This is a genomic window from Bacillus sp. VA15 (assembly GCF_055721145.1).
Window position 1 is genome coordinate 100,265 of the sequence record NZ_JBVQPQ010000003.1, and the last position, 18,245, is coordinate 118,509.

The following is an 18,245-nucleotide window of genomic DNA, read 5'->3' on the forward strand; positions in this document are numbered from 1 at the left end:
GTACAATTATGCACCTGTTCTACTTTTTAGTCTGTCTCTATTATAGTGACTTTAAACTCGATCCCTTGATGGGTACAAATTCGTTTTTCGCTGCCCCTATACCCGAGATCCAAACAATAACTGAAGTAAAAACTAACATAAGTAAAGAAACAGTCCAATTATGTGTAATGTCGTGTAACCATCCAAATAAAACAGGCCCTATAGCAGATAGAAGATAACCTAAAGATTGAGCCATACCTGAAAGTTCAGCTGCCTCGTTAGCATTTTGAGTACGCAGACTAAAGAACATCATAGCTAAACTAAATGCAAATCCAATTCCGATTCCAATTATGATCATCCATAAAGGCATAAGGAGTTTATCCCCATATATGATAGCAACAAACCCAAAAATTAGTAGAGAAGCAGATGCAGCTACTAATAACCGCTGGCTTTTTAAACGTCCAGCTAAAATAGAAACGAGAAATGTTACAGGAAGCATAGCAAGTTGCATTAAAGACAACGTCCAGCCAGCTTCATGAGTGTTTAACCCTTTCTCTTCAAGAATTTCAGGTATCCATGTAATCACTGTGTAGAAAATGAAAGATTGAAACCCCATAAATAACGTAACATTCCAAGCTAGCTTTGAACGCCATAAGCTTATTGCTTTAACTTCCTCCCTAGTTTTTTCAACCTGAACAGACTTTTGTTGATATTGCAGTTGTGGTAGCCAAATGAAAATGGTGAGCAGAGATAAAAGTCCCCAACATCCAAGGGCTCCTGACCACCCCAAACCCAAAGATGACGAAATGGGAATACTTATACCAGAGCCAACAGCTCCAAATAAATTCATAGATACTGCATAAAGTCCTGTCATCATACCTATTTTCTTCATAAAGTTATATTTGATAAGACTGGGTAATAAAACATTGCAAATGGCAATAGATGATCCGATTAAAACAGTTCCTATAAATAATGTTTCTTTTCCAACAAAAGAACGTACTCCAATCCCAATTGTTAATATTACTAAAGAAATTAATAAGGTTAACTCCATACCAAAACGCCGAGCTAAATTGGAAGCAAAGGGGGATAAAAATGCAAAAGCAAGTAAAGGTATTGTGGTTATGACTCCTGCCAGTGTATTAGAAATCCCCAAGTCATCACGAATTGCAGCTACTAGCGGACCAACTGATGTTAGTGAGGCTCTAAGGTTTGCGCCAATTAGGATGATACCTAAGATAAGCCATCCTATCCTAGGCTTTAAATCCAACCGCGATTGTCCTACGTAATTTGTTAATTGTGAATTACCCATGATCAATATTGACCCTCCGTATAACCCAATGACACCTTAAGTTGCAATATGTTTACTGCTTCAACTGCACTTGTGTTTCATCAATATAATAAGATTACAAGCAGTGAAATCGTAACTGGTTTGTAAGTATATAAATACTAAATCACTCTTATAATCAATTAATTGGGGAACGACATGGCCCTACTTTTATTCCCAAAGAGTTATAGTGATTCTTTATATTCATTATTGCTTGACGGCTTGTAACTTCAATAATTAAATCGTTTAATTTCCTAAGATCAACTGGTTTATTCAAAATTAATTGATTAAATAGTTGTTTAATCTCCTTTGGATATACATTCCCAACCATACTGGACAGCCCATTACAACCATTAAGTATTTTTTCCGGAAGATTGATATCACCACCAGCGAACATCACAAAGTCATCCGGTAAGTTTGTACTTGAATGACGTTTGGCATCGCTCTCTTCTTTAAGTCCTACAAGATTTGAATGTTTTTGATTGATAAGAGTTTCAAATGATTCAGCACTTAGCTCAAATCCTGTTCTAAAAGGATTATTATAAAGCACTACATTTTTAGTTGTGTGTTGCAGCAACTCATTAATATAGCTAATGGCCTGTTTTTGAGTTGGTTGAATATAAGGTGGGAACTGAATTAGAATTGCGTCAAAGACAGAATCCTCAAGCTCCTTAATTAGTTTTATTGCATCTTTGGTTCTTGTTGCTGACACACCAAACATAAGTTCAACATTTTTGAATTTTTTTTGATTAAAATAATTAATAATCTGGATTCGTTCTTCGATGCTCATTGAATTTTGTTCACCAGTTGTAGCAGATACAAGTACAGAATCTATCCCATTTTCTGTCAAGTAGTCCAGAATGTCATTAAAACCTTCTAAATATAAACTCTCATCATTATGAAATGGAGTTGGAATAGCAACATTAAAATTTTTCATGAAATACCTCCGTGTTTTTTTCGAAATTAGCATTTAACAATTGCCTTATACCTTGATGCTTTCTAAGCAAAGTCAATTTTCAATAAAAGTATAGGTCAGCTTTACTTATAATACAATTCAATTATTTATATAGAAATGATAGGTAAAAACTATCGTTTGTAATCACAAAAATAAAGCTAAACTGACTAAATCGTTAAAAAGCGCATTGAATTCACAGGACAATCATTTTATAGAGAGAAAAAAAGAGGAGCAAACACATGGTTACTCCTCTTACTTAATATCTTTACCTTTTGCTTCTTCATAGTCTGGTGTTTTCTTTGATAAGCCAAGACGACTATTTTCGCCAGTTCTTGACATGTCTTCTAACCTTGTATATTCATCCCTTTGCTTTTCGCAGTAAGAAAACGAAGATATTTATCATTAAAATCTTTAGGCGTATAAAAAGCAACTTTATTTTTCACCACCAAAAACTTTAACCAAGGCATTATCTGTTGTTATATCGTAATTTGGATTATTCACTTCTCTGTTTTCTTTATATTGGTTAATTACATCATCCAAACAAAAGGAAACGGCTGATAAATAGTTGATTACCTTTAGGTAACTGGGCAGTAGACAATTTAAAAATAAGCACAAAAAATACCAGGGGTCTACAACCCTTGGTATCATTGATGCGGCCGAGAGGACTTGAACCTCCACGGGTTATTCACCCACTAGGCCCTCAACATAGTAAATCCGTATCATTGGTTATGGAAGCTTGTTTTCACTACAATCCTTATATTCATTTGCCATCATTTCTATACGTTTATATCAATTATGGTTAAAAAATGGTGAGCCAAAACAATATCCGTCCTAACTTTCCCATCTAGATGTAGGGTTCTTTTAATTTTATCGATTTTTAAGTGTAAATGTAGACAAAGGCACTCCGCAAATTCGATAAACACGATTGTACAAATTCCGATAAAATTTAAGCCAGTCCTGATTAGGAGGATTAAAATTGGTCATCACTCGAATAGCATAACCAAAATGACTAAACTTCACATCATCAATAAGATGAAAATCATTCCTTTGATAAAAAGTGATGCGACGAGTCTGAATCGCCAATTCTTCTTCGCTCTTCGCCGTTTCAGGGTCTTCCACTTCTAAAATGAGGCCATTCTCTGCTATTCCATTCAAACGAGCAAGAAGAACACTACCTAATCCAGTCGAACGGTACTCAGGCAAAACTGCAAGAAATAGAACATGTATACAATTCAACTTGGGCACATCTTGATATAGAGCATATCCAAATATGTCAGACCCATTCGTGAGATATACCGGGTGTAAAATACCTTTTTTTATAGCAGAGTTTATGATTCTTGAAGGAAAAGTACCCTTCAAGAAAGAAAAATCCATGTAAACATAGTTGAATAGAGTTTGGAGATTATTAATAGGCACTTTTTGAAGGTAGATATCATTGTGATTCAATACATTACTTTTCATACTTATCCCCTCTCGTATAATGCTTTTGAATAATTTCAAGCATTTCTGTAAATGCCTTAATTTCTTCCTTGCTATAAGTCTGTTCAATTTCTTTCGTGGCAGCTAGTAAGGAATCGTCAATTCTTATATAATCTTTAGCAACTGCAGGACTGACTTTCAAGTAGCTTACACGTTTATCTGTTTTACTAGGTGTTTTGATTACCAAACCTTTAGAGACTAACTCATTAATTTTCACAGTTACAGCTGAACGAGCCACATGGAGTGTATCAGCTAAAAAACTAGCTGTACAATTTTCGTTGTATAGAATCATCTCTAAATATAATAAGCTGTTATAGGTTAGGTTCTTATAGACATTATCTTTATTCATTGCACGGAGATTTTTCAAAGCCCATTCGTAATACGATTTATCTAGTGCATGCATGAGATTCACCAAATCACCCCTATAATTAAGTCAATTTAATTATAATCACTTAACTAAATTTAATCAACTGATACTCCTTATGAGACGACTTCTGTTCTAGACAAAGTTTTATCTAATTAATGATACCAAATACAGAGATTGAATAATGTAAAAGCACAAATAAAAAAGATACCAACACTGCTTGGTATCCCCTCATATATGGAAAATGATTTTCTTTCTATATATTAAAATAAAAACTCTTAAATTGGGAAGAATAATCTTCCCATTCCAAATAAAGTTGTTTTGGGATTGAATAATTATAATATAAAAAACCATACCGAGATGTTTTGGTATGGTTTTCTAAGTTAGACCCTCAATAAAGTGGAAGTATATTGTCAGTTACAAAAGCCTGTTATTTCAAGCATTTGAAGTCATTCATTACACTCATTTACATCATTTTATATTCATTTTGGGCACAAAATGGGCACTGTTTTCCAGACAGTAATCCACTGAATATTGTGTAGTTATGCATATGTCACTCAAGTCTCTTCATGGGTGTTCCTAAAGGGGCTTAATAAGTCTAAGAAAAAGAAATGATATTCCCAACAATAAAGAAACCCGTTTAAACTTAAAAAATATGTTTAAACGGGGCAATAGACTTACCACTCTTGAGCAGTAGGTGTAACTAATACATCATTTATCAATACATCAGAAGGCTGATCGACAACAAAAGCAATTGTCTTCGCGACATGCTTTACATCAATAGCTACTTCATCCAGGTTATTCAATACACCTTTCACGTCACTGTCTGTGACAGTATCTTGCCAATTAGTAGCTATAACACCAGGGGAAACCATGGATGCCTGTATGTTATACTTAACAGATACCTCTTTGCGCAAGCTTTCAGTTATTGCCTTCACAGCAAACTTTGTTGCGCTATAGACACCATGCCCCTCTCCTACTGCATGTCCTGCAATAGATCCAACATTTATGATTTGTCCTTTTCCTTGCTGTTTCATATGCGGCAGTACTGCTGCGATACCGTACAGAGTACCTTTCAGGTTTAAGTCAATCATTTTTTCCCACTCATCTACATGCGCATTGTCCCACATAGAAAACAACATGAGACCAGCGCAGTTGATTAGCGTGTCAACTCTATCGAATTTTTCAATAGCATAGTCGATTAAGGCTTGGACGTCTTCTTTATTGGTAGCGTCCGTTGCTTTGTATACAGCAATCCCGTTATTACTTGAAATACGATTTACAATCTGCTGAAGCTTATTTTCACTTCTTGCAGCCAATACAACCTTTGCACCATTTTCAGCAAGATAGCTTGCTGTTGCCTCACCTATTCCGCTTGATGCACCTGTAATGACAACAACCTTATCTTCAATATATGACATGACAAAAAAACTCCTTTTTGTACGTGATTCCTTATTTTCACAAACCCGTTTATCCGTGTAAATGAAATACCTTACCAATCACTTTCCATTCTCCATTAACTTTAAGCAACTGATGATAGTCTGTGTAGGACTCTCCGTAAGCATCATTTTCTAGGCTAATACGAGCTGTGGCAATTGTGCCTTCTACATCTAAAATGTCGATTCTTGAATTGAGATCTGGCGCGGCGCCTGCTTCATCAACAAAATCCCATAAATTCTTAATGGTGCCTCCGAGAAAACCATTAGAATTATATCCATACATTGTCGCATCTTCGTGGAAAGCTGGCTGCATAACTTCTTTCTTTCCAGTCACAAGTCCTTCTACATACTTGCCGATCACCTCAACTATTTGGTTATAATCCTTGATTGGTGTTTTACTCATTTTCTATTCCTCCTTATGTTATAGATTGAAATGAATTAAAAACGGAAACCATCAGTATACTGTTTTGGTACAGATGTCTCTTTTCTCAATTGTTTAGCAGCTTCAAGAGTCCAGTAAGGATTTCTTAGCATACCTCGTCCAACAGCGATAAGATCTGCTTCTTCATTGCCGATGATCGCATTAGCTAATTTTGGATCATCGAGTCTTCCTACAGCGATTACTGGAACTTGTAACGCTTCTTTGATTCTTCTTGCAAGTGGAGCTTGGTAAGCTGCGTGTGTTCCTGGTCGTCCCCAAGCAGCAATCTGTCCTTCACCACCAGAGGAGATATCAAACATATCCACTCCTGCTTCTTGATAGGCTTTAGCGAATTCGATGCTTTCTTCTATGCCATATCCGCCCTCAACATATTCTTTTGCAGAGATACGCATTAGTAATGGCATTTCGGCAGGCATTTCTTCTTTAGCAGCCTGAATGATTTCTCGACCAAATTTAGTCAAGTCTTTACCATATTCATCATCTCTTTTGTTTGTAAGTGGAGAATGGAACTGATGAATCAAATAGCCATGCGCCCCATGGATTTCGATCGTATCAAAACCAGCTTTGATTGCACGTCTTACCGCTAAACGGAATTTTTCTACCATTCCTTTCACTTCTTCGGTTGAAAGCGCTCTTGGTGTTTTAGATTTCTCATCAAAAGGGATTGCGGAAGGTGCAACCGGTACATCTGCATCTTCAGCTTTACGTCCAGCATGCGCAATCTGGATCCCCACTTTAGCTCCATGCTTATGAATAGCTTCGACAATTCTTGCAAGTGCCGGGATTTGTTCATCGGACCACAAACCTAAGTCATAGTCGGAAATTCTTCCATCAGGTTCTACATCGGTCATTTCAATCATGATAAACCCAGTTCCACCAACTGCACGGCTTACGTAATGCAAATAATGCCAATCAGTTGCAACACCGTCTTTCTTGTCGACAGAGTACATACACATCGGAGACATGACAACGCGGTTCTTCAGCTCCAAATTCTTAATTTTAAAAGTACTAAATAGATCTTGCATGTTTAAACATCCTTTCTTCCTAAAATAAATGTATGTGTCATACATATAAAATAACATATGCATGCATCATGCATACAATTTATCTCTAAATCGTTAAAAAGTCAAATCAAAGAGCTTTTAAAATTTCAAGCCCTTTGACAGATAAAGCTGTTTATAGTTCATTTATTAGCTCTTTCACTATTGTATCCAAGTTATGCGTTTTTAAATGCTTTTGTAAGATCTCATGGAAAACCTGAAGACTTTTCTGAAGTTTATTTTCCCCCAGTTCCGTCAATCTGGTATAGGTGCCCCTGCGATCATCTGAACAAATATGTTTCTCTAAGGCACCACAACTGTTGGCCTCCATGTTCCCCACCAGTCTGGAAAGAGCACTTTGGCTTAAACCTATCTTTTCCTGCAACTGTTGCAGCCTAAGGCTTTTGTCCGGTGACTTAGAAAGATAATAAAGAACATAGAACTCTTTAATCGAAAGGCTGAATTCAGCCTGTAATATGCTTTCCAATTCCTTTTTTATTGTATTTTGTATAGTATCCAGCGATAACCACTGATCCATGAACTCATTTGTATTCATAACTTAACTTCCCACCAGTCGCTCAAGTATATTCTTTTTTAAGTATATGACAAGCAGACTTTTTACTCAAATCATTAATTATATGTATGCAGCAAGCATATATTTTGATACATTTGTATTTACATGGGATATTGGAAACAAAAGAAGGAAAATCTAACTTTAAGTTCTTCTTGGGAAGTTATGCTGAATTTTTTATTTGAAATGAGGGATTAATTTGAGCAAAGTATTCATTATTGGAGCGAACGGGAAAGTTGGTAAAAATCTAGTCAATGTCTTGAACGAAAAAAAGGAACATGATGTAGCCGTCGGATTAAGGAAAGAAGAGCAATTTTCTTACTTTGAGGATAAAGGTGTTCAACCAATTCACCTAAATTTAGAAGACGATATAGAAACAATAACCGAAGCCATCAAAGAGTTTGATGTTGTTGTCTTCACAGCAGGATCTGGCGGACATACAGGTCCAGATAAAACACTTATGATCGATTTAGATGGAGCAGCAAAGGCTGTTGAGGCAGCTGAAAAAACTGCTGTAAAGCAATTCATTATGGTCAGCAGCATTGATTCAGACCGACGGGATTATTGGAAACCAGAGAGTATGAAACCTTACTTTATTGCGAAACATTATGCTGATAGAATTCTTAAAGAAAGTAATCTGAACTACACCATCTTACGACCAGGTGTTCTTTCTGACGAAAGAGGAACTGGAAAGATAACCACTGACCCTGCTGGTTCAGAAACCTCTCGTATATCCCGAGAAGATGTGGCACGCGTTATAGAAGCATCAATTGGAAACGAGAGAGCATACAGAAAAATCGTAACGCTTTTAGAAGGAGACACCCCCATAGAATCATTGTACAAATGATTTAAAATACTTGGGAAAAAGGGCCTTATGCTGGGCTCTCTTTTTCTGATGATATAAATAAATGATTATCTCAAATTCTTTTAATACTATACACTAATTCCAACCTTGGTTGGCTTAATATAAACTTTCAAGGGGATTTTGTTATGAAAACTACCTGTTCTTTAGAAACGCTATATTATCTTACAACTGAACAGAAATCACTTCTCTCGAGATGCTATCCATTGTGGGTGAATTGTCTAATAACAAGTAGGGATTTTGCTAACAAGCTAAAGGTAACAAAAGCTTGTTTTGAAGAAATCATCACGGTTTACGATTCTCTTGTATAGTTTACCAATTCTGATAATACGTAAGATAGGCTAAATTCTGAAAGTCCGTGAGACAGAAAAAGCAGAAATAAGGATATGCTTAAAACCATTTCAAACTTTCTAAGGAGGAAAAGTTATGGAGGACATTAACATTTACACAGTGCTGCTTGTCATTTGTTTTGGTTTTTTAGCTGCGTTTATTGATTCTGTTGTAGGAGGAGGCGGATTAATCGCATTACCTACATTGTTATTCTTAGGATTGACCCCAGCTCAGGCTGTTGCTACAAACAAATTAGCCGGAACAATAGGATCATTAACAAGTACATTTATGTTTTACCGTTCTGGAAAGATTGACTTTAAATCCATTTCCAAGTTATTCCCACTCGTTTTCATCGGTTCGATGGCCGGGGCATGGACAGTCCATTTAATGGACCCCGAATTGCTTAAACCTTTAATGCTGGTTATGCTGGCAGCTGTCGCAGTTTATACCATCCTTAAAAAGGATTGGGGAAGTATCTCAACCTATAAAAAACTATCTGTCCGCCATTTTATTATTTTTATCCTTTTAATTTTTGCAATCGGTTTTTACGATGGATTTCTCGGACCAGGAACAGGTTCATTTTTAATGTTTGCTTTCTTAATGATCGGATTTGATTTTTTAAAAGCTGCAGGCAATGCAAAGTTTTTGAATTTCGGCAGTAATATTGCTGGCTTGCTGATGTTTATGTACCTAGGGCAAGTCAACTATACATATGGTTTGCTAATGGGACTTGCACAAATTGCTGGCGCAGTTTGTGGCTCAAAGTTTGCAATTAGAAGAGGTAGTAGTTATGTGCGTACTTTATTCATTGTGGTAACCTGCTTGCTGTTAGTTAAAAACGTGTATGATTATATTCATTGAAAGTCTCTCGTTACTTAATAAAAGAGGCTTTCTCTTTCAAAAAGGCAACGCCCCCTTTTTTAATACAAGGTCTTCTAATTGCACTTATTTTGAAAAATACGCCATAGACCTTTCATTTGCCTACTGAATAATTTACGACAAAGCAAGCAACCTCTAAATCCTTTAATATGGTTGAAGTAAGGACCCTATTTCAATATTTCGTTCAAATAAAAGAGGAAGGGTTCTAATCCCCCTACCTCTTTATGCACCAACTCGGTCTGCTGCAATATTGAAACCACCATTTGAAGCATTGTCTGTATCTGAAAAGTGAGTAAATGCTAAGATGCTACTTAACACCATTACTGTCAATAGAATTCGGCTGATCTTCATTTATAATCTCTCCTTTCTTTATTTTTCGTCTCGCCTCAATACTAATACGATAATACTCATTTGATAGCTCTAAATTTCCCCGATGATGAAAATAATGCCCAATTTCGGTTGCAAAATTTTCAACGTCAGCAAACATTTTTCTGTCTGCAAGATAAGAAAATGCTTCATTAATTAAATGATATTCACCATTAGTAAAATAAAGTCCTTCCAAAATTTTAAACTTTGCTGTGTATTCCTTATCATTGTGCTTTTCAGCTACCTCTTTACCCTGCAAGTAATACTCCTGAGCAACATTAAAATTATTTCTTTTCGCCTCAACATGAGCCATAGCAAATAAAGCTTTCGTTAAAAAACTGTGTTCAGATTTTTCAAAAATTTTAATTGATAAATCCAGATGATTAGCAGCATTATCGTAATCCTTTAATTCCTCATAACAAATTCCAATATTCATGTGAGACATACCAATCAAATGATGAATTTTTATATCCTCTGCAATATCTAAAGCCTTTAAAAATTGCTGTAAAGCCATTTCAAACTCCAAAGAATCAATTAAATTACCTGCAACAATAAATTGACATCGTAATGTCTGGACAGCATATTCATCATATTTTTTAAATATCTTTAGCGCGCGATTAGCATAGTTCATTGAGAAATAAGTCTGTTTCATATAATAATAAACGTACGATACTTTGAAGAAAAATTCTGCCCTTTCTATCTCATCCTCAACCTGGTATAACTTAGTTTCAGCAATCCTATAAGCACTTATAGCACTTGTTAATTCTTTTCGTCTAAATTCGTACATACCCAAGAAAAAGAAATAATAATATTCAAGCATTCCTGTCAATTGCCCCTGCTCTTCTATTTCCTTTATTGTCTCATAAGCACTATTTAGGTCATCTATTTCTTTGGATTCCATATAGGATAGCATTATCTCATGCCTGAATTCTAACAGTTGATAATATAACAGAGCGTCTTGGTTCTCTTCCATATTTACTAATTCCACTTCTACTTCTTTTTTTATTCTCTCTGCTTTTTCAACTTGATCATTCTTTATCGAAGTGTACCAAGTATTTAATTTTTTCGTAACTAGATCATACGGAATTTTAGTTTTATCTAAAAGAAACGGACGCAAGAAATATCCCCCACCCTACATAAATTATTATATTTTTTACATTAATTGTATTATGTCAGATCAAACTTTTCTTGACAAAGTTAAATTGCAAAAGGGTACGAATTGTCTATTGAACAAATTATTCTTTTCGTCATTATTGCGGTTATTGTAAGCCTTTTGTTTCTTGACAAGGGTTCATAACATAAAAAAAGAGCAGACACATAGTCTACTCAAAATAACCTTCCCCGTTTGTCAATCTAGTCCGACTTCTTGTCAAGGGAATTCACCTCTCCCTCAACACTGTTTACGGCATTTGCATTACAACTAAGTTTTGATAAGACACAAAAAGACAAGAGGCTTAGTACCCTTGGTTTTGTTACAATGACTAAAATCGCTTACGCATGATTATTTTTTATATCTAAGATTTTGAGACAGTGTTGCAGAACTGATTTATTATCAATAATAATAAGTTTTAACTTCTTTCTTGCTCTAGTGACAATTTGAAAGAGCATTTTAGTAGGGTGATAATATGGATTATTACCCCACCCCTTTGTCGATAAACTTCCATCTTCAGTATAATAAAAGTATTCATCGATTACTGCTATAACATTATCAAATTCTTGACCAATAACCTTATGGGCATTACATCCGTTACGTACCAAGTAATGATCATATGGATAAACAACACGGGACGATTCAGTGTAATCAATTATTTGCCATTCACTATTCGAAAGATGGTTCTGAAGATAGAGTTTTGCCTTAGTTGGTGTCGAGAAATATTGAATTTCTATATTTGAATACTTTTGTTTTTTACTAACTCTCTTGCAATTAAATAAGTTTTTAACAAACTCTGCAAGCTCCTTATTAGTTCTAATCTTTTCAGACAGTGTAAATGAATGTTCATTAGGAACAATGTCTTTTATTAAATTTGGGATGTTATTTCTTATTTCATTACTTCTTAGACACTGTTTAGGGTCGTAAGCAAAAAGACATTTACATCCTGACTCAGAATTTCTTATCTCATCTACGATGTTATTAAACTGATTCAAATAAATTCTCTGTACTTCATCTAATAGAACCAGTTTATATCTATTAAAATCGTAGTTAGCATAGTTTTTTATAGAGTCAATATTCCATCCTTTCTCTTTTAAATATCTATGACCATCATTCAAAATTCCACAATGAAGCACTAATATTTCATACTCTCTTAGTTTTAATTCCTTTATAATATCATACGCTAACAAGGACTTACCCGTACCAGCATTTCCTTCAATAGAAAAAAAATCTGAATTGGGCAGTGCAATTTCTTTCAAAATGAATTTCTTAATGTTCTCTTGATGATCTGTTAAAAAATAGTTGTTTGTAAGGAATTTCTCAGTTGAGTTAAAAGGTGAAACAAGATAATTTGTTGGATCAAATAAAGAATTAATATCTTTAATATCTTGTAAATCTTGATCTTTTAATTTTGATATTAGAACATCAATGTCTACTTCCCCAATTTCATTATTCTCACTTAATAAAAATAACTTATTTTCATCGACAACATAAGTGAAATTATGTATTTCTTTATCTAAAAACTTCAAGTAATATCTATTTTTAACAAGCTGATCTTTCATCTTCTCCCCTGTATTTTTACTTTTAAGTTCAACATTAACAATACTATCCTTTCCTATTCTTAACAAATCAAATTCTTTACTTATTTGATCAATTGTATATCCCCAAAAATAATTATCTACTAAACTTGTTTCGGTCGAATGTCCCAGAATTTCTTTTGTTAATTTTTTTATACCTTCCCATTCCTGATCTTTCACCTTACTTTGGTCAATTCCAAAATTAGCTAGGTATGAGTTGAGCAAGGATACCTCTAAATCTTTTTTTGCATTTATTAGTGACACCAAATTAACAGATTTCATAGTTACTGTTAATAATCTCCCTTCGGATAATAAAATTTTAAAAACTCATCCAAAAGGATTATAACACAACCATTTATTGTAATATCAAATCACTCTAAATTTTATGAGCCCTCTTTGTATTAAATAAATAAAACTAACCCTAATAAAAAAGAGCAGACATAATGTCTACTCCTCTAACTTTGTCTCTTCACCTTTTGCTTCTTCATAGTCTGGTGTTTTCTTTGATAAACCTAGTCTATCATTCTCTCCGTTTCCAGGCATGCTATCCATTTCTTCATATTTATCACCTAGTTTTTCAAAGTAATCATATGGTGAAAGTTCACGAGAATGATCTTCTGGAAGATAAAAAGCAACTTGAATATACTTTCCTCCATCATACACACATATTAAAGCATTTTCTCTTGTATATATACTGGTATCAGCGCCCAATTCTTTTGCGCTTTTTTTGTCTAGATTAATAACTTCATTAATCGCATCATCATACTTGTTTCCACCACATGCAGTTAGAACAAACATCATCATCAAACTAAGAAAAATAAAAAGGTTTTTCAAAACAATCATTCCCTCCTTTTTCAATATTTAGTATAAACAAACAATTCGTTCTTTTCCACTTTTTATCCAGAATGATGACACGATTGAGTATGTCTTAAAAGACATGATTGAGTAATTCTGAGTATTTGTAAAAACAACTTTGCTACTTGTATTCTCCATTAAGTTCCTATAAAGTAAAACTTAGCGATAGATCGGCTTTTGTAGGGGCGTTCGGCTCACCTCCACGTTTGGAAAGAAGGGAGGTGAGAATATGGCAGTAGAAAGTGCAATTCAGTTGATGCTTTCTTTTGGAATCCTAATTGTAGCGATTCTGACGTTAGCCTATAATTTCACAAACAAAAAAAAGTAAGAACGCCCCAGACTCCTACATCTTAGCGTTCCTACTCATAAATTAGACTTTTGGAAAAAAGCCGACTCCCTTGCAGGAGCTATTCTATTGCAGATCGGAGATGTTACCAGCATCTTCGATCTTTTTTATTCACAGTATACTCATTAAAACAAATTATATTCCCGACACACTGTATATTATAAACCTATAAGCGTGTACTGACTGTCATTACACTATATGATATCATAATTATATCATAACGATGCTGTAATTACAGTGTACCCACATTGAATATACATTGCAACAATTAGTTCTCTAAGAGAATAAATTCCCTTAAGAGAACTTCGCTCTCTGACAGACCGAGGAAACTTTATCCATTCCCCTTGACCTGCACATTATCAACTAACCAACCATCTTTTTCTTTCTTCATAGTCGTTTGAACAATCAACACTTGATTCGTAGTGACTGAATTTGCAGTCGTTGAGATTTCAACAATGTTTAAAAACAATTCCCGGGACTTATCTACCGGCTTTGAATAGCTCTCTAATGAAAGTAATTCACTTTGCACGCTGACTGTGTGTTTTTGATCAGAACGAGAAGGGAATGCATAGTCAAATCCTTTTTCAGTTGTATACTTCTTAACTGTCTCATATCTCTTATCTATGTCCGAGTAATTAAAAAATGCTTCAAAAAATGCCTTGTTTTTCGAAGCACTGCTTGTTGATTCTATATGGTTCAATTCCTTGATTTTTTCTGTCAAAACTTCATTCTTATCCTTTAACTTTTCAATCTTATACGTTTGCTGTCCATTCGTGAAAAATCCAGTTAACATGACTAATAATAAACAAGCCAAAACCCATGCAATATGTGTTTTCATATTTTCACTCCTAGTTATTTAATACGTCCAAAGGATACAAGGTGATCTCTCCAATAACCAGATTTCAGATCAGAATATTCGATTCCACTGTCATTTGAATTAAACATTCTGCCATTCCCTACATAGATGCCAACATGAGTAATAGCTTTGCCTTCATATGTGCCGCCAAAGAACACTAAGTCTCCCGCAGTCGCTTCTTTTTCACTTATTTTCTTAGTCGCTCCATGTTGTTCTTGTGCTGTTCTTGGAAGAGTAATTCCGGCTTTTGCAAAAGACCACTGAACAAGGCCCGAACAATCAAATCCAGTTTTCGGGTTTGAACCGCCCCAGGCATACGGTTGCCCTTCATACTTCAAAGCTTCTTTCAAGACTGTTTCATAAAAGTCCATAGAGCCATTCACAGGCGCTACATTCTTATCAGAACCTTTTACATATCTCATGACGTGATCAACATAACTTGGATCACCATAGCTTTTCCAGCCCATTTTAAATGCTTGCAATCGGCTAAAATCAAGTGCCAATTTCTTTGTGTATTTCCCGCCATTCTTTTTCACATAGTCTATAAATCCAGAACCGAAGTTGTATGCCTGTAAGGTTAAACGAACATCACCGCCAGCCTGTTTAAAAACCTTCTTAAAATGTTTAATGCCGACTTCAATTGAGTATTCTGGGTCAGTTATGGAGTTAGGAGGTAAGCCGATACTTTCGGAACTTTGCATAATATCTAAAGAACGCCCACCACTTTCTTGCATGGTGAGCGCCATAATAATATTCACTTGATCAAAAACACCTTCCTGACGGGCGTACTTCTCAAATACAGCCCTAAATCGTTCGACTTCCGGCGCAATGCCAACTGTTTCATATTCGCCATCCCCGCCGCCTATAAAATCGTCACCCACTTGATTTTCTCTTGAAATTGTCATAACCACTACGATACATAAAACAAAAAAGAAGATAAAAGGAGCCGAGAACACCAAAGGAAGAACTACCTTTTTACTTATCATCTTGTTCTTTCATCCCTTCTCAGTCGATCTTCAACTTTTGACGAGGGGCGCCTTCCAATATCATTTAAAGACACTTGCTCAAATGTATTAACACTTTGTTCAGTCCGTTTAATACTTTGTGATGAAGGCTGTTTTTCTCTTGATACAGCCTTACTTTCACCAGCAGGAGCAACAGCCTGTTTTTCCTCAACACGAATACCATCTGAATGAATTTTTGCGGGTTCAGATGGTCTGATTTTACGTTCGTTATTGGCAATAGGCTGATTTTCTACTTTTGTAGATTGAGAGCTTTCAAAGCCGAGCTGCGGTTCAGGTTGATTCGTCATGACTTTTTGGTCTGATCGTTTGATGTCTGCTGTTTTCTCTTGTGCTACAGGCTCACTCTTTGAAGCTGAATCATCCTTCTGAACTTCAAAGTCATGATGTTTATCAGTTTCAGTATTCTGGTTTAGTCCTTCATGAATATATTCCTTTTGGTCTGTACGTTCTGTATCTTTCTCATTCTCTTGTAAGACTGGTGCTCTATTAGAAGTAGTTTCTTCATGTTGTAATGATGCATCATCAGTTTGTTGCTGGTTATCAGGCTGTTTAAAAAGCTGTTCAACATATTCTTTTTGATCTGTTCGTGCTGATTCATCCTTTTTATCCTGTAAGATAGGTGCTCGTTTGGATAAATCCTCATTTCCTTCATTCAAAGCATCTTTCAGCATAGGAGAGTTTATTCCATCTTTTCTCAATCTATCTAAATGGGATTGCTGTTTATTTTCTTTTGCATTTGCAAATGTTTCTTTTTGTTTTTGCTTTTCTTGTTCTTTCGATAGAGTTTGAGGATTCCGTTTCAGGCTACGGCTGTTATGACTAGCTATTCCATTAGCTGTCTCTTTTTGCGGAGTTCTGGAAATAGCATGAGTATTACCATATCCCATAGCAGCCCCACTCGGAGAATTACCGCCGCCACTTGGAGCACCAGTTACGCCATCAGTATTTGAACCATCTTTTCTCCCCCTAAAATTCTTAGCAAAGTCAGTAAATACGCCCCCTCCGTTACCCAATGTGCTTCCTATTTTCTTCGCATTTTCCCAAGCTGGTTGAACAACATTTTGTCTCATGTTTTCCATCATATTATTATCAACTGAAACAACTTTTCCAGCAGTCACAAACTTGATAATAGCATCCCTCTTGTGAAAACCAATCCACAATATTGAGGCAAGAACAGCGACATTTAAAAGATACATTCCGAAACCGTTTGGAGGAATTAACTTGTCAACGATAAAGCAAGTTACGTACACAAACAGAACGATAATACCTAACATTGCTTTCAGTAGATAAACACTCCCTAACCGTCCAAGCGTAACGAATCCCGAATAAGCTAATTGGGGAACATACGCCAATATGAAAGCAAATGGCACAAAAAATACAATCACTAAAGCGATAATTTGAAGCAAGAAATTAAAGAACGCTAATGCTAAAAAAGGTATCCCAATGACAATAGAAGCGACCACAGCGATAAAAGATTCTCCAAGTTGATTAAAGACATTCCCAGAGGTCATAGACTCATTATCGTATTTTTCAATTTCAGTGTCCTTTATATATTTCTGTTTTGCTTTTTCTCCGTCGTTTGACAGTTTGTATGAAAGCAATTTATCGACCCTTGATAATTTATCTTTCGAATCACCTTTCTCATTAATTTTTGCTTCGCTTGTTTCTCCAAAGTTCACGATTAAAAATGGTTTCATTAAAGCAATATCAAAGTAAAGGTTACGCATAACCGCAACTGTGCCTTCCATTTCCTTTCCTTTTTCAATCGCTGAACTGTCTGCAAAATTTCCTTCATCTTGAACAATGCCAATCAATCCATTCCCCGCAGTTAAAAGCTTTCCTTGTATTTCAATAGATAAAGCATTAAAAGCCTTCATATAATAGCCTGAGTTAGACATCCAGAGCCCACCGATCACCATGACGCAAACAAAAAGAATACTTCGTCTCATTGCTTCTTTTACGCTACCTCTCACACAGAACAGGTAGACAACATAGGCGCACGTGAAGATGAATAAGGCTTCACCGAAATTCTTTTTCAGGGTTTTATAAACTGTTTTAGAGACGTTTGTAATAGAATTTGCGAACTCGTCAATTGGTTGCAAGTTATACAAAATATCCATTCCCGCATCAACCACACGGACAATATTGCCTGCAAAAGAAAAAGTGACGTTTGTCAGTCCAACAAACGCCCCCTTGATTAAATCGTCAGATGCTTCATTATTCGCTTGATAGCGTGAGATAGGAAACCTCTTCACCTTCAATTCCACGCCGCCAGCTTTTTCGACTTTTGGCTGTGTCGTTGTATCTCCATCAGCCGAAATAACAGTGACAGCTGAAGCGACAGTTAGAAACAATAACACGATAGCCGACACAATCAGTATCCTTTTCTTTTTCATTACAGCCACC

The 18,245-nt window shown here is 35.5% G+C and carries 17 protein-coding genes; 3 read left to right on the forward strand and 14 right to left on the reverse strand.

Annotation, left to right across the window (positions count from 1 at the left end; all coding sequences use genetic code 11):
* Positions 1–40 precede the first annotated feature (40 nt).
* From AC0DBE_RS10255 to AC0DBE_RS10290, 8 genes are all read right to left on the reverse strand, one after another.
* On the reverse strand, positions 41–1,288 hold the full coding sequence (locus AC0DBE_RS10255) for a CynX/NimT family MFS transporter (protein WP_472962232.1): 1,248 nt from the start codon (positions 1,286–1,288) through the stop codon (positions 41–43).
* A gap of 154 nt (positions 1,289–1,442) precedes the next feature.
* Positions 1,443–2,240, reverse strand: a complete 798-nt coding sequence (locus AC0DBE_RS10260; RefSeq protein WP_472962030.1) for a dihydrodipicolinate synthase family protein — start codon at positions 2,238–2,240, stop codon at positions 1,443–1,445.
* Positions 2,241–3,125: 885 nt separating this feature from the next.
* The gene (locus AC0DBE_RS10265) at positions 3,126–3,719 is read right to left on the reverse strand and encodes a GNAT family N-acetyltransferase (RefSeq protein ID WP_076791483.1); all 594 of its coding nucleotides are present in this window, start codon (positions 3,717–3,719) and stop codon (positions 3,126–3,128) included.
* Entirely contained in the window at positions 3,709–4,140 is a 432-nt protein-coding gene (locus tag AC0DBE_RS10270; protein WP_239693173.1) for a MarR family winged helix-turn-helix transcriptional regulator, read from the reverse strand. The genes AC0DBE_RS10265 and AC0DBE_RS10270 overlap by 11 nt, the downstream gene beginning before the upstream one ends.
* Positions 4,141–4,778: 638 nt before the next feature.
* Positions 4,779–5,522, reverse strand: coding sequence for an SDR family oxidoreductase (locus AC0DBE_RS10275; protein ID WP_105955148.1), 744 nt, complete (start codon positions 5,520–5,522; stop codon positions 4,779–4,781).
* Between the two features lie 49 nt (positions 5,523–5,571).
* Positions 5,572–5,943 (reverse strand): nuclear transport factor 2 family protein, encoded by a 372-nt coding sequence (locus AC0DBE_RS10280; RefSeq protein ID WP_167559269.1) that lies wholly within the window; start codon positions 5,941–5,943, stop codon positions 5,572–5,574.
* 35 nt (positions 5,944–5,978) lie between these two features.
* Positions 5,979–7,007, reverse strand: a complete 1,029-nt coding sequence (locus AC0DBE_RS10285; protein ID WP_105991452.1) for an NADH:flavin oxidoreductase/NADH oxidase — start codon at positions 7,005–7,007, stop codon at positions 5,979–5,981.
* 151 nt (positions 7,008–7,158) lie between these two features.
* Positions 7,159–7,578, reverse strand: coding sequence for a MarR family winged helix-turn-helix transcriptional regulator (locus tag AC0DBE_RS10290; protein WP_101670025.1), 420 nt, complete (start codon positions 7,576–7,578; stop codon positions 7,159–7,161).
* A gap of 214 nt (positions 7,579–7,792) precedes the next feature.
* On the opposite strand from AC0DBE_RS10290, the gene AC0DBE_RS10295 reads away from it, so the two are divergent.
* Entirely contained in the window at positions 7,793–8,440 is a 648-nt protein-coding gene (locus AC0DBE_RS10295) for an SDR family oxidoreductase (protein WP_105955151.1), read from the forward strand.
* Positions 8,441–8,881: 441 nt separating this feature from the next.
* Positions 8,882–9,646, forward strand: coding sequence for a TSUP family transporter (locus tag AC0DBE_RS10300; protein ID WP_167559272.1), 765 nt, complete (start codon positions 8,882–8,884; stop codon positions 9,644–9,646).
* A gap of 325 nt (positions 9,647–9,971) precedes the next feature.
* Here AC0DBE_RS10300 and AC0DBE_RS10305 read toward each other — a convergent pair whose 3' ends face one another.
* The 3 genes from AC0DBE_RS10305 to AC0DBE_RS10315 form a co-directional block, all read right to left on the reverse strand.
* The gene (locus tag AC0DBE_RS10305; RefSeq protein WP_326225900.1) at positions 9,972–11,147 is read right to left on the reverse strand and encodes a Rap family tetratricopeptide repeat protein; all 1,176 of its coding nucleotides are present in this window, start codon (positions 11,145–11,147) and stop codon (positions 9,972–9,974) included.
* Between the two features lie 374 nt (positions 11,148–11,521).
* Positions 11,522–13,039 (reverse strand): ATP-binding protein, encoded by a 1,518-nt coding sequence (locus AC0DBE_RS10310; RefSeq protein WP_472962036.1) that lies wholly within the window; start codon positions 13,037–13,039, stop codon positions 11,522–11,524.
* Between the two features lie 165 nt (positions 13,040–13,204).
* On the reverse strand, positions 13,205–13,591 hold the full coding sequence (locus tag AC0DBE_RS10315; protein WP_472962234.1) for a cystatin-like fold lipoprotein: 387 nt from the start codon (positions 13,589–13,591) through the stop codon (positions 13,205–13,207).
* A gap of 250 nt (positions 13,592–13,841) precedes the next feature.
* Between AC0DBE_RS10315 and comI the strand changes: the two genes are divergently transcribed.
* A complete protein-coding gene (gene comI / locus AC0DBE_RS10320) occupies positions 13,842–13,940 on the forward strand; it encodes a competence inhibitor ComI (protein ID WP_186437250.1) in 99 nt (32 codons plus the stop codon).
* A gap of 349 nt (positions 13,941–14,289) precedes the next feature.
* Here comI and AC0DBE_RS10325 read toward each other — a convergent pair whose 3' ends face one another.
* Genes AC0DBE_RS10325 through AC0DBE_RS10335 form a run of 3 tightly spaced genes read right to left on the reverse strand, consistent with a single transcriptional unit; the run spans position 14,290 to position 18,244 of the window.
* A complete protein-coding gene (locus AC0DBE_RS10325; RefSeq protein ID WP_326225897.1) occupies positions 14,290–14,796 on the reverse strand; it encodes a hypothetical protein in 507 nt (168 codons plus the stop codon).
* A gap of 14 nt (positions 14,797–14,810) precedes the next feature.
* The gene (locus AC0DBE_RS10330; protein ID WP_326225896.1) at positions 14,811–15,800 is read right to left on the reverse strand and encodes a bifunctional lytic transglycosylase/C40 family peptidase; all 990 of its coding nucleotides are present in this window, start codon (positions 15,798–15,800) and stop codon (positions 14,811–14,813) included.
* Positions 15,797–18,244: a CD3337/EF1877 family mobilome membrane protein gene (locus tag AC0DBE_RS10335; protein ID WP_326225895.1), complete on the reverse strand. Its 2,448-nt coding sequence runs from the start codon at positions 18,242–18,244 to the stop codon at positions 15,797–15,799. Before AC0DBE_RS10335 ends, AC0DBE_RS10330 begins: the two co-directional genes overlap by 4 nt.
* Position 18,245 lies beyond the last annotated feature (1 nt).

What these genes read in the sequence shown, in the direction of transcription:
- AC0DBE_RS10300 (WP_167559272.1), top strand. Translation starts at nt 8,882, where the DNA reads ATGGAGGACATTAACATTTACACAGTGCTGCTTGTCATTTGTTTTGGT.
- AC0DBE_RS10260 (WP_472962030.1), bottom strand. Translation starts at nt 2,240, where the DNA reads ATGAAAAATTTTAATGTTGCTATTCCAACTCCATTTCATAATGATGAG.
- comI (WP_186437250.1), top strand. Translation starts at nt 13,842, where the DNA reads ATGGCAGTAGAAAGTGCAATTCAGTTGATGCTTTCTTTTGGAATCCTA.
- AC0DBE_RS10270 (WP_239693173.1), bottom strand. Translation starts at nt 4,140, where the DNA reads ATGCATGCACTAGATAAATCGTATTACGAATGGGCTTTGAAAAATCTC.
- AC0DBE_RS10290 (WP_101670025.1), bottom strand. Translation starts at nt 7,578, where the DNA reads ATGAATACAAATGAGTTCATGGATCAGTGGTTATCGCTGGATACTATA.
- AC0DBE_RS10265 (WP_076791483.1), bottom strand. Translation starts at nt 3,719, where the DNA reads ATGAAAAGTAATGTATTGAATCACAATGATATCTACCTTCAAAAAGTG.
- AC0DBE_RS10310 (WP_472962036.1), bottom strand. Translation starts at nt 13,039, where the DNA reads ATGAAATCTGTTAATTTGGTGTCACTAATAAATGCAAAAAAAGATTTA.
- AC0DBE_RS10255 (WP_472962232.1), bottom strand. Translation starts at nt 1,288, where the DNA reads ATGGGTAATTCACAATTAACAAATTACGTAGGACAATCGCGGTTGGAT.
- AC0DBE_RS10280 (WP_167559269.1), bottom strand. Translation starts at nt 5,943, where the DNA reads ATGAGTAAAACACCAATCAAGGATTATAACCAAATAGTTGAGGTGATC.
- AC0DBE_RS10330 (WP_326225896.1), bottom strand. Translation starts at nt 15,800, where the DNA reads ATGATAAGTAAAAAGGTAGTTCTTCCTTTGGTGTTCTCGGCTCCTTTT.
- AC0DBE_RS10285 (WP_105991452.1), bottom strand. Translation starts at nt 7,007, where the DNA reads ATGCAAGATCTATTTAGTACTTTTAAAATTAAGAATTTGGAGCTGAAG.
- AC0DBE_RS10275 (WP_105955148.1), bottom strand. Translation starts at nt 5,522, where the DNA reads ATGTCATATATTGAAGATAAGGTTGTTGTCATTACAGGTGCATCAAGC.
- AC0DBE_RS10325 (WP_326225897.1), bottom strand. Translation starts at nt 14,796, where the DNA reads ATGAAAACACATATTGCATGGGTTTTGGCTTGTTTATTATTAGTCATG.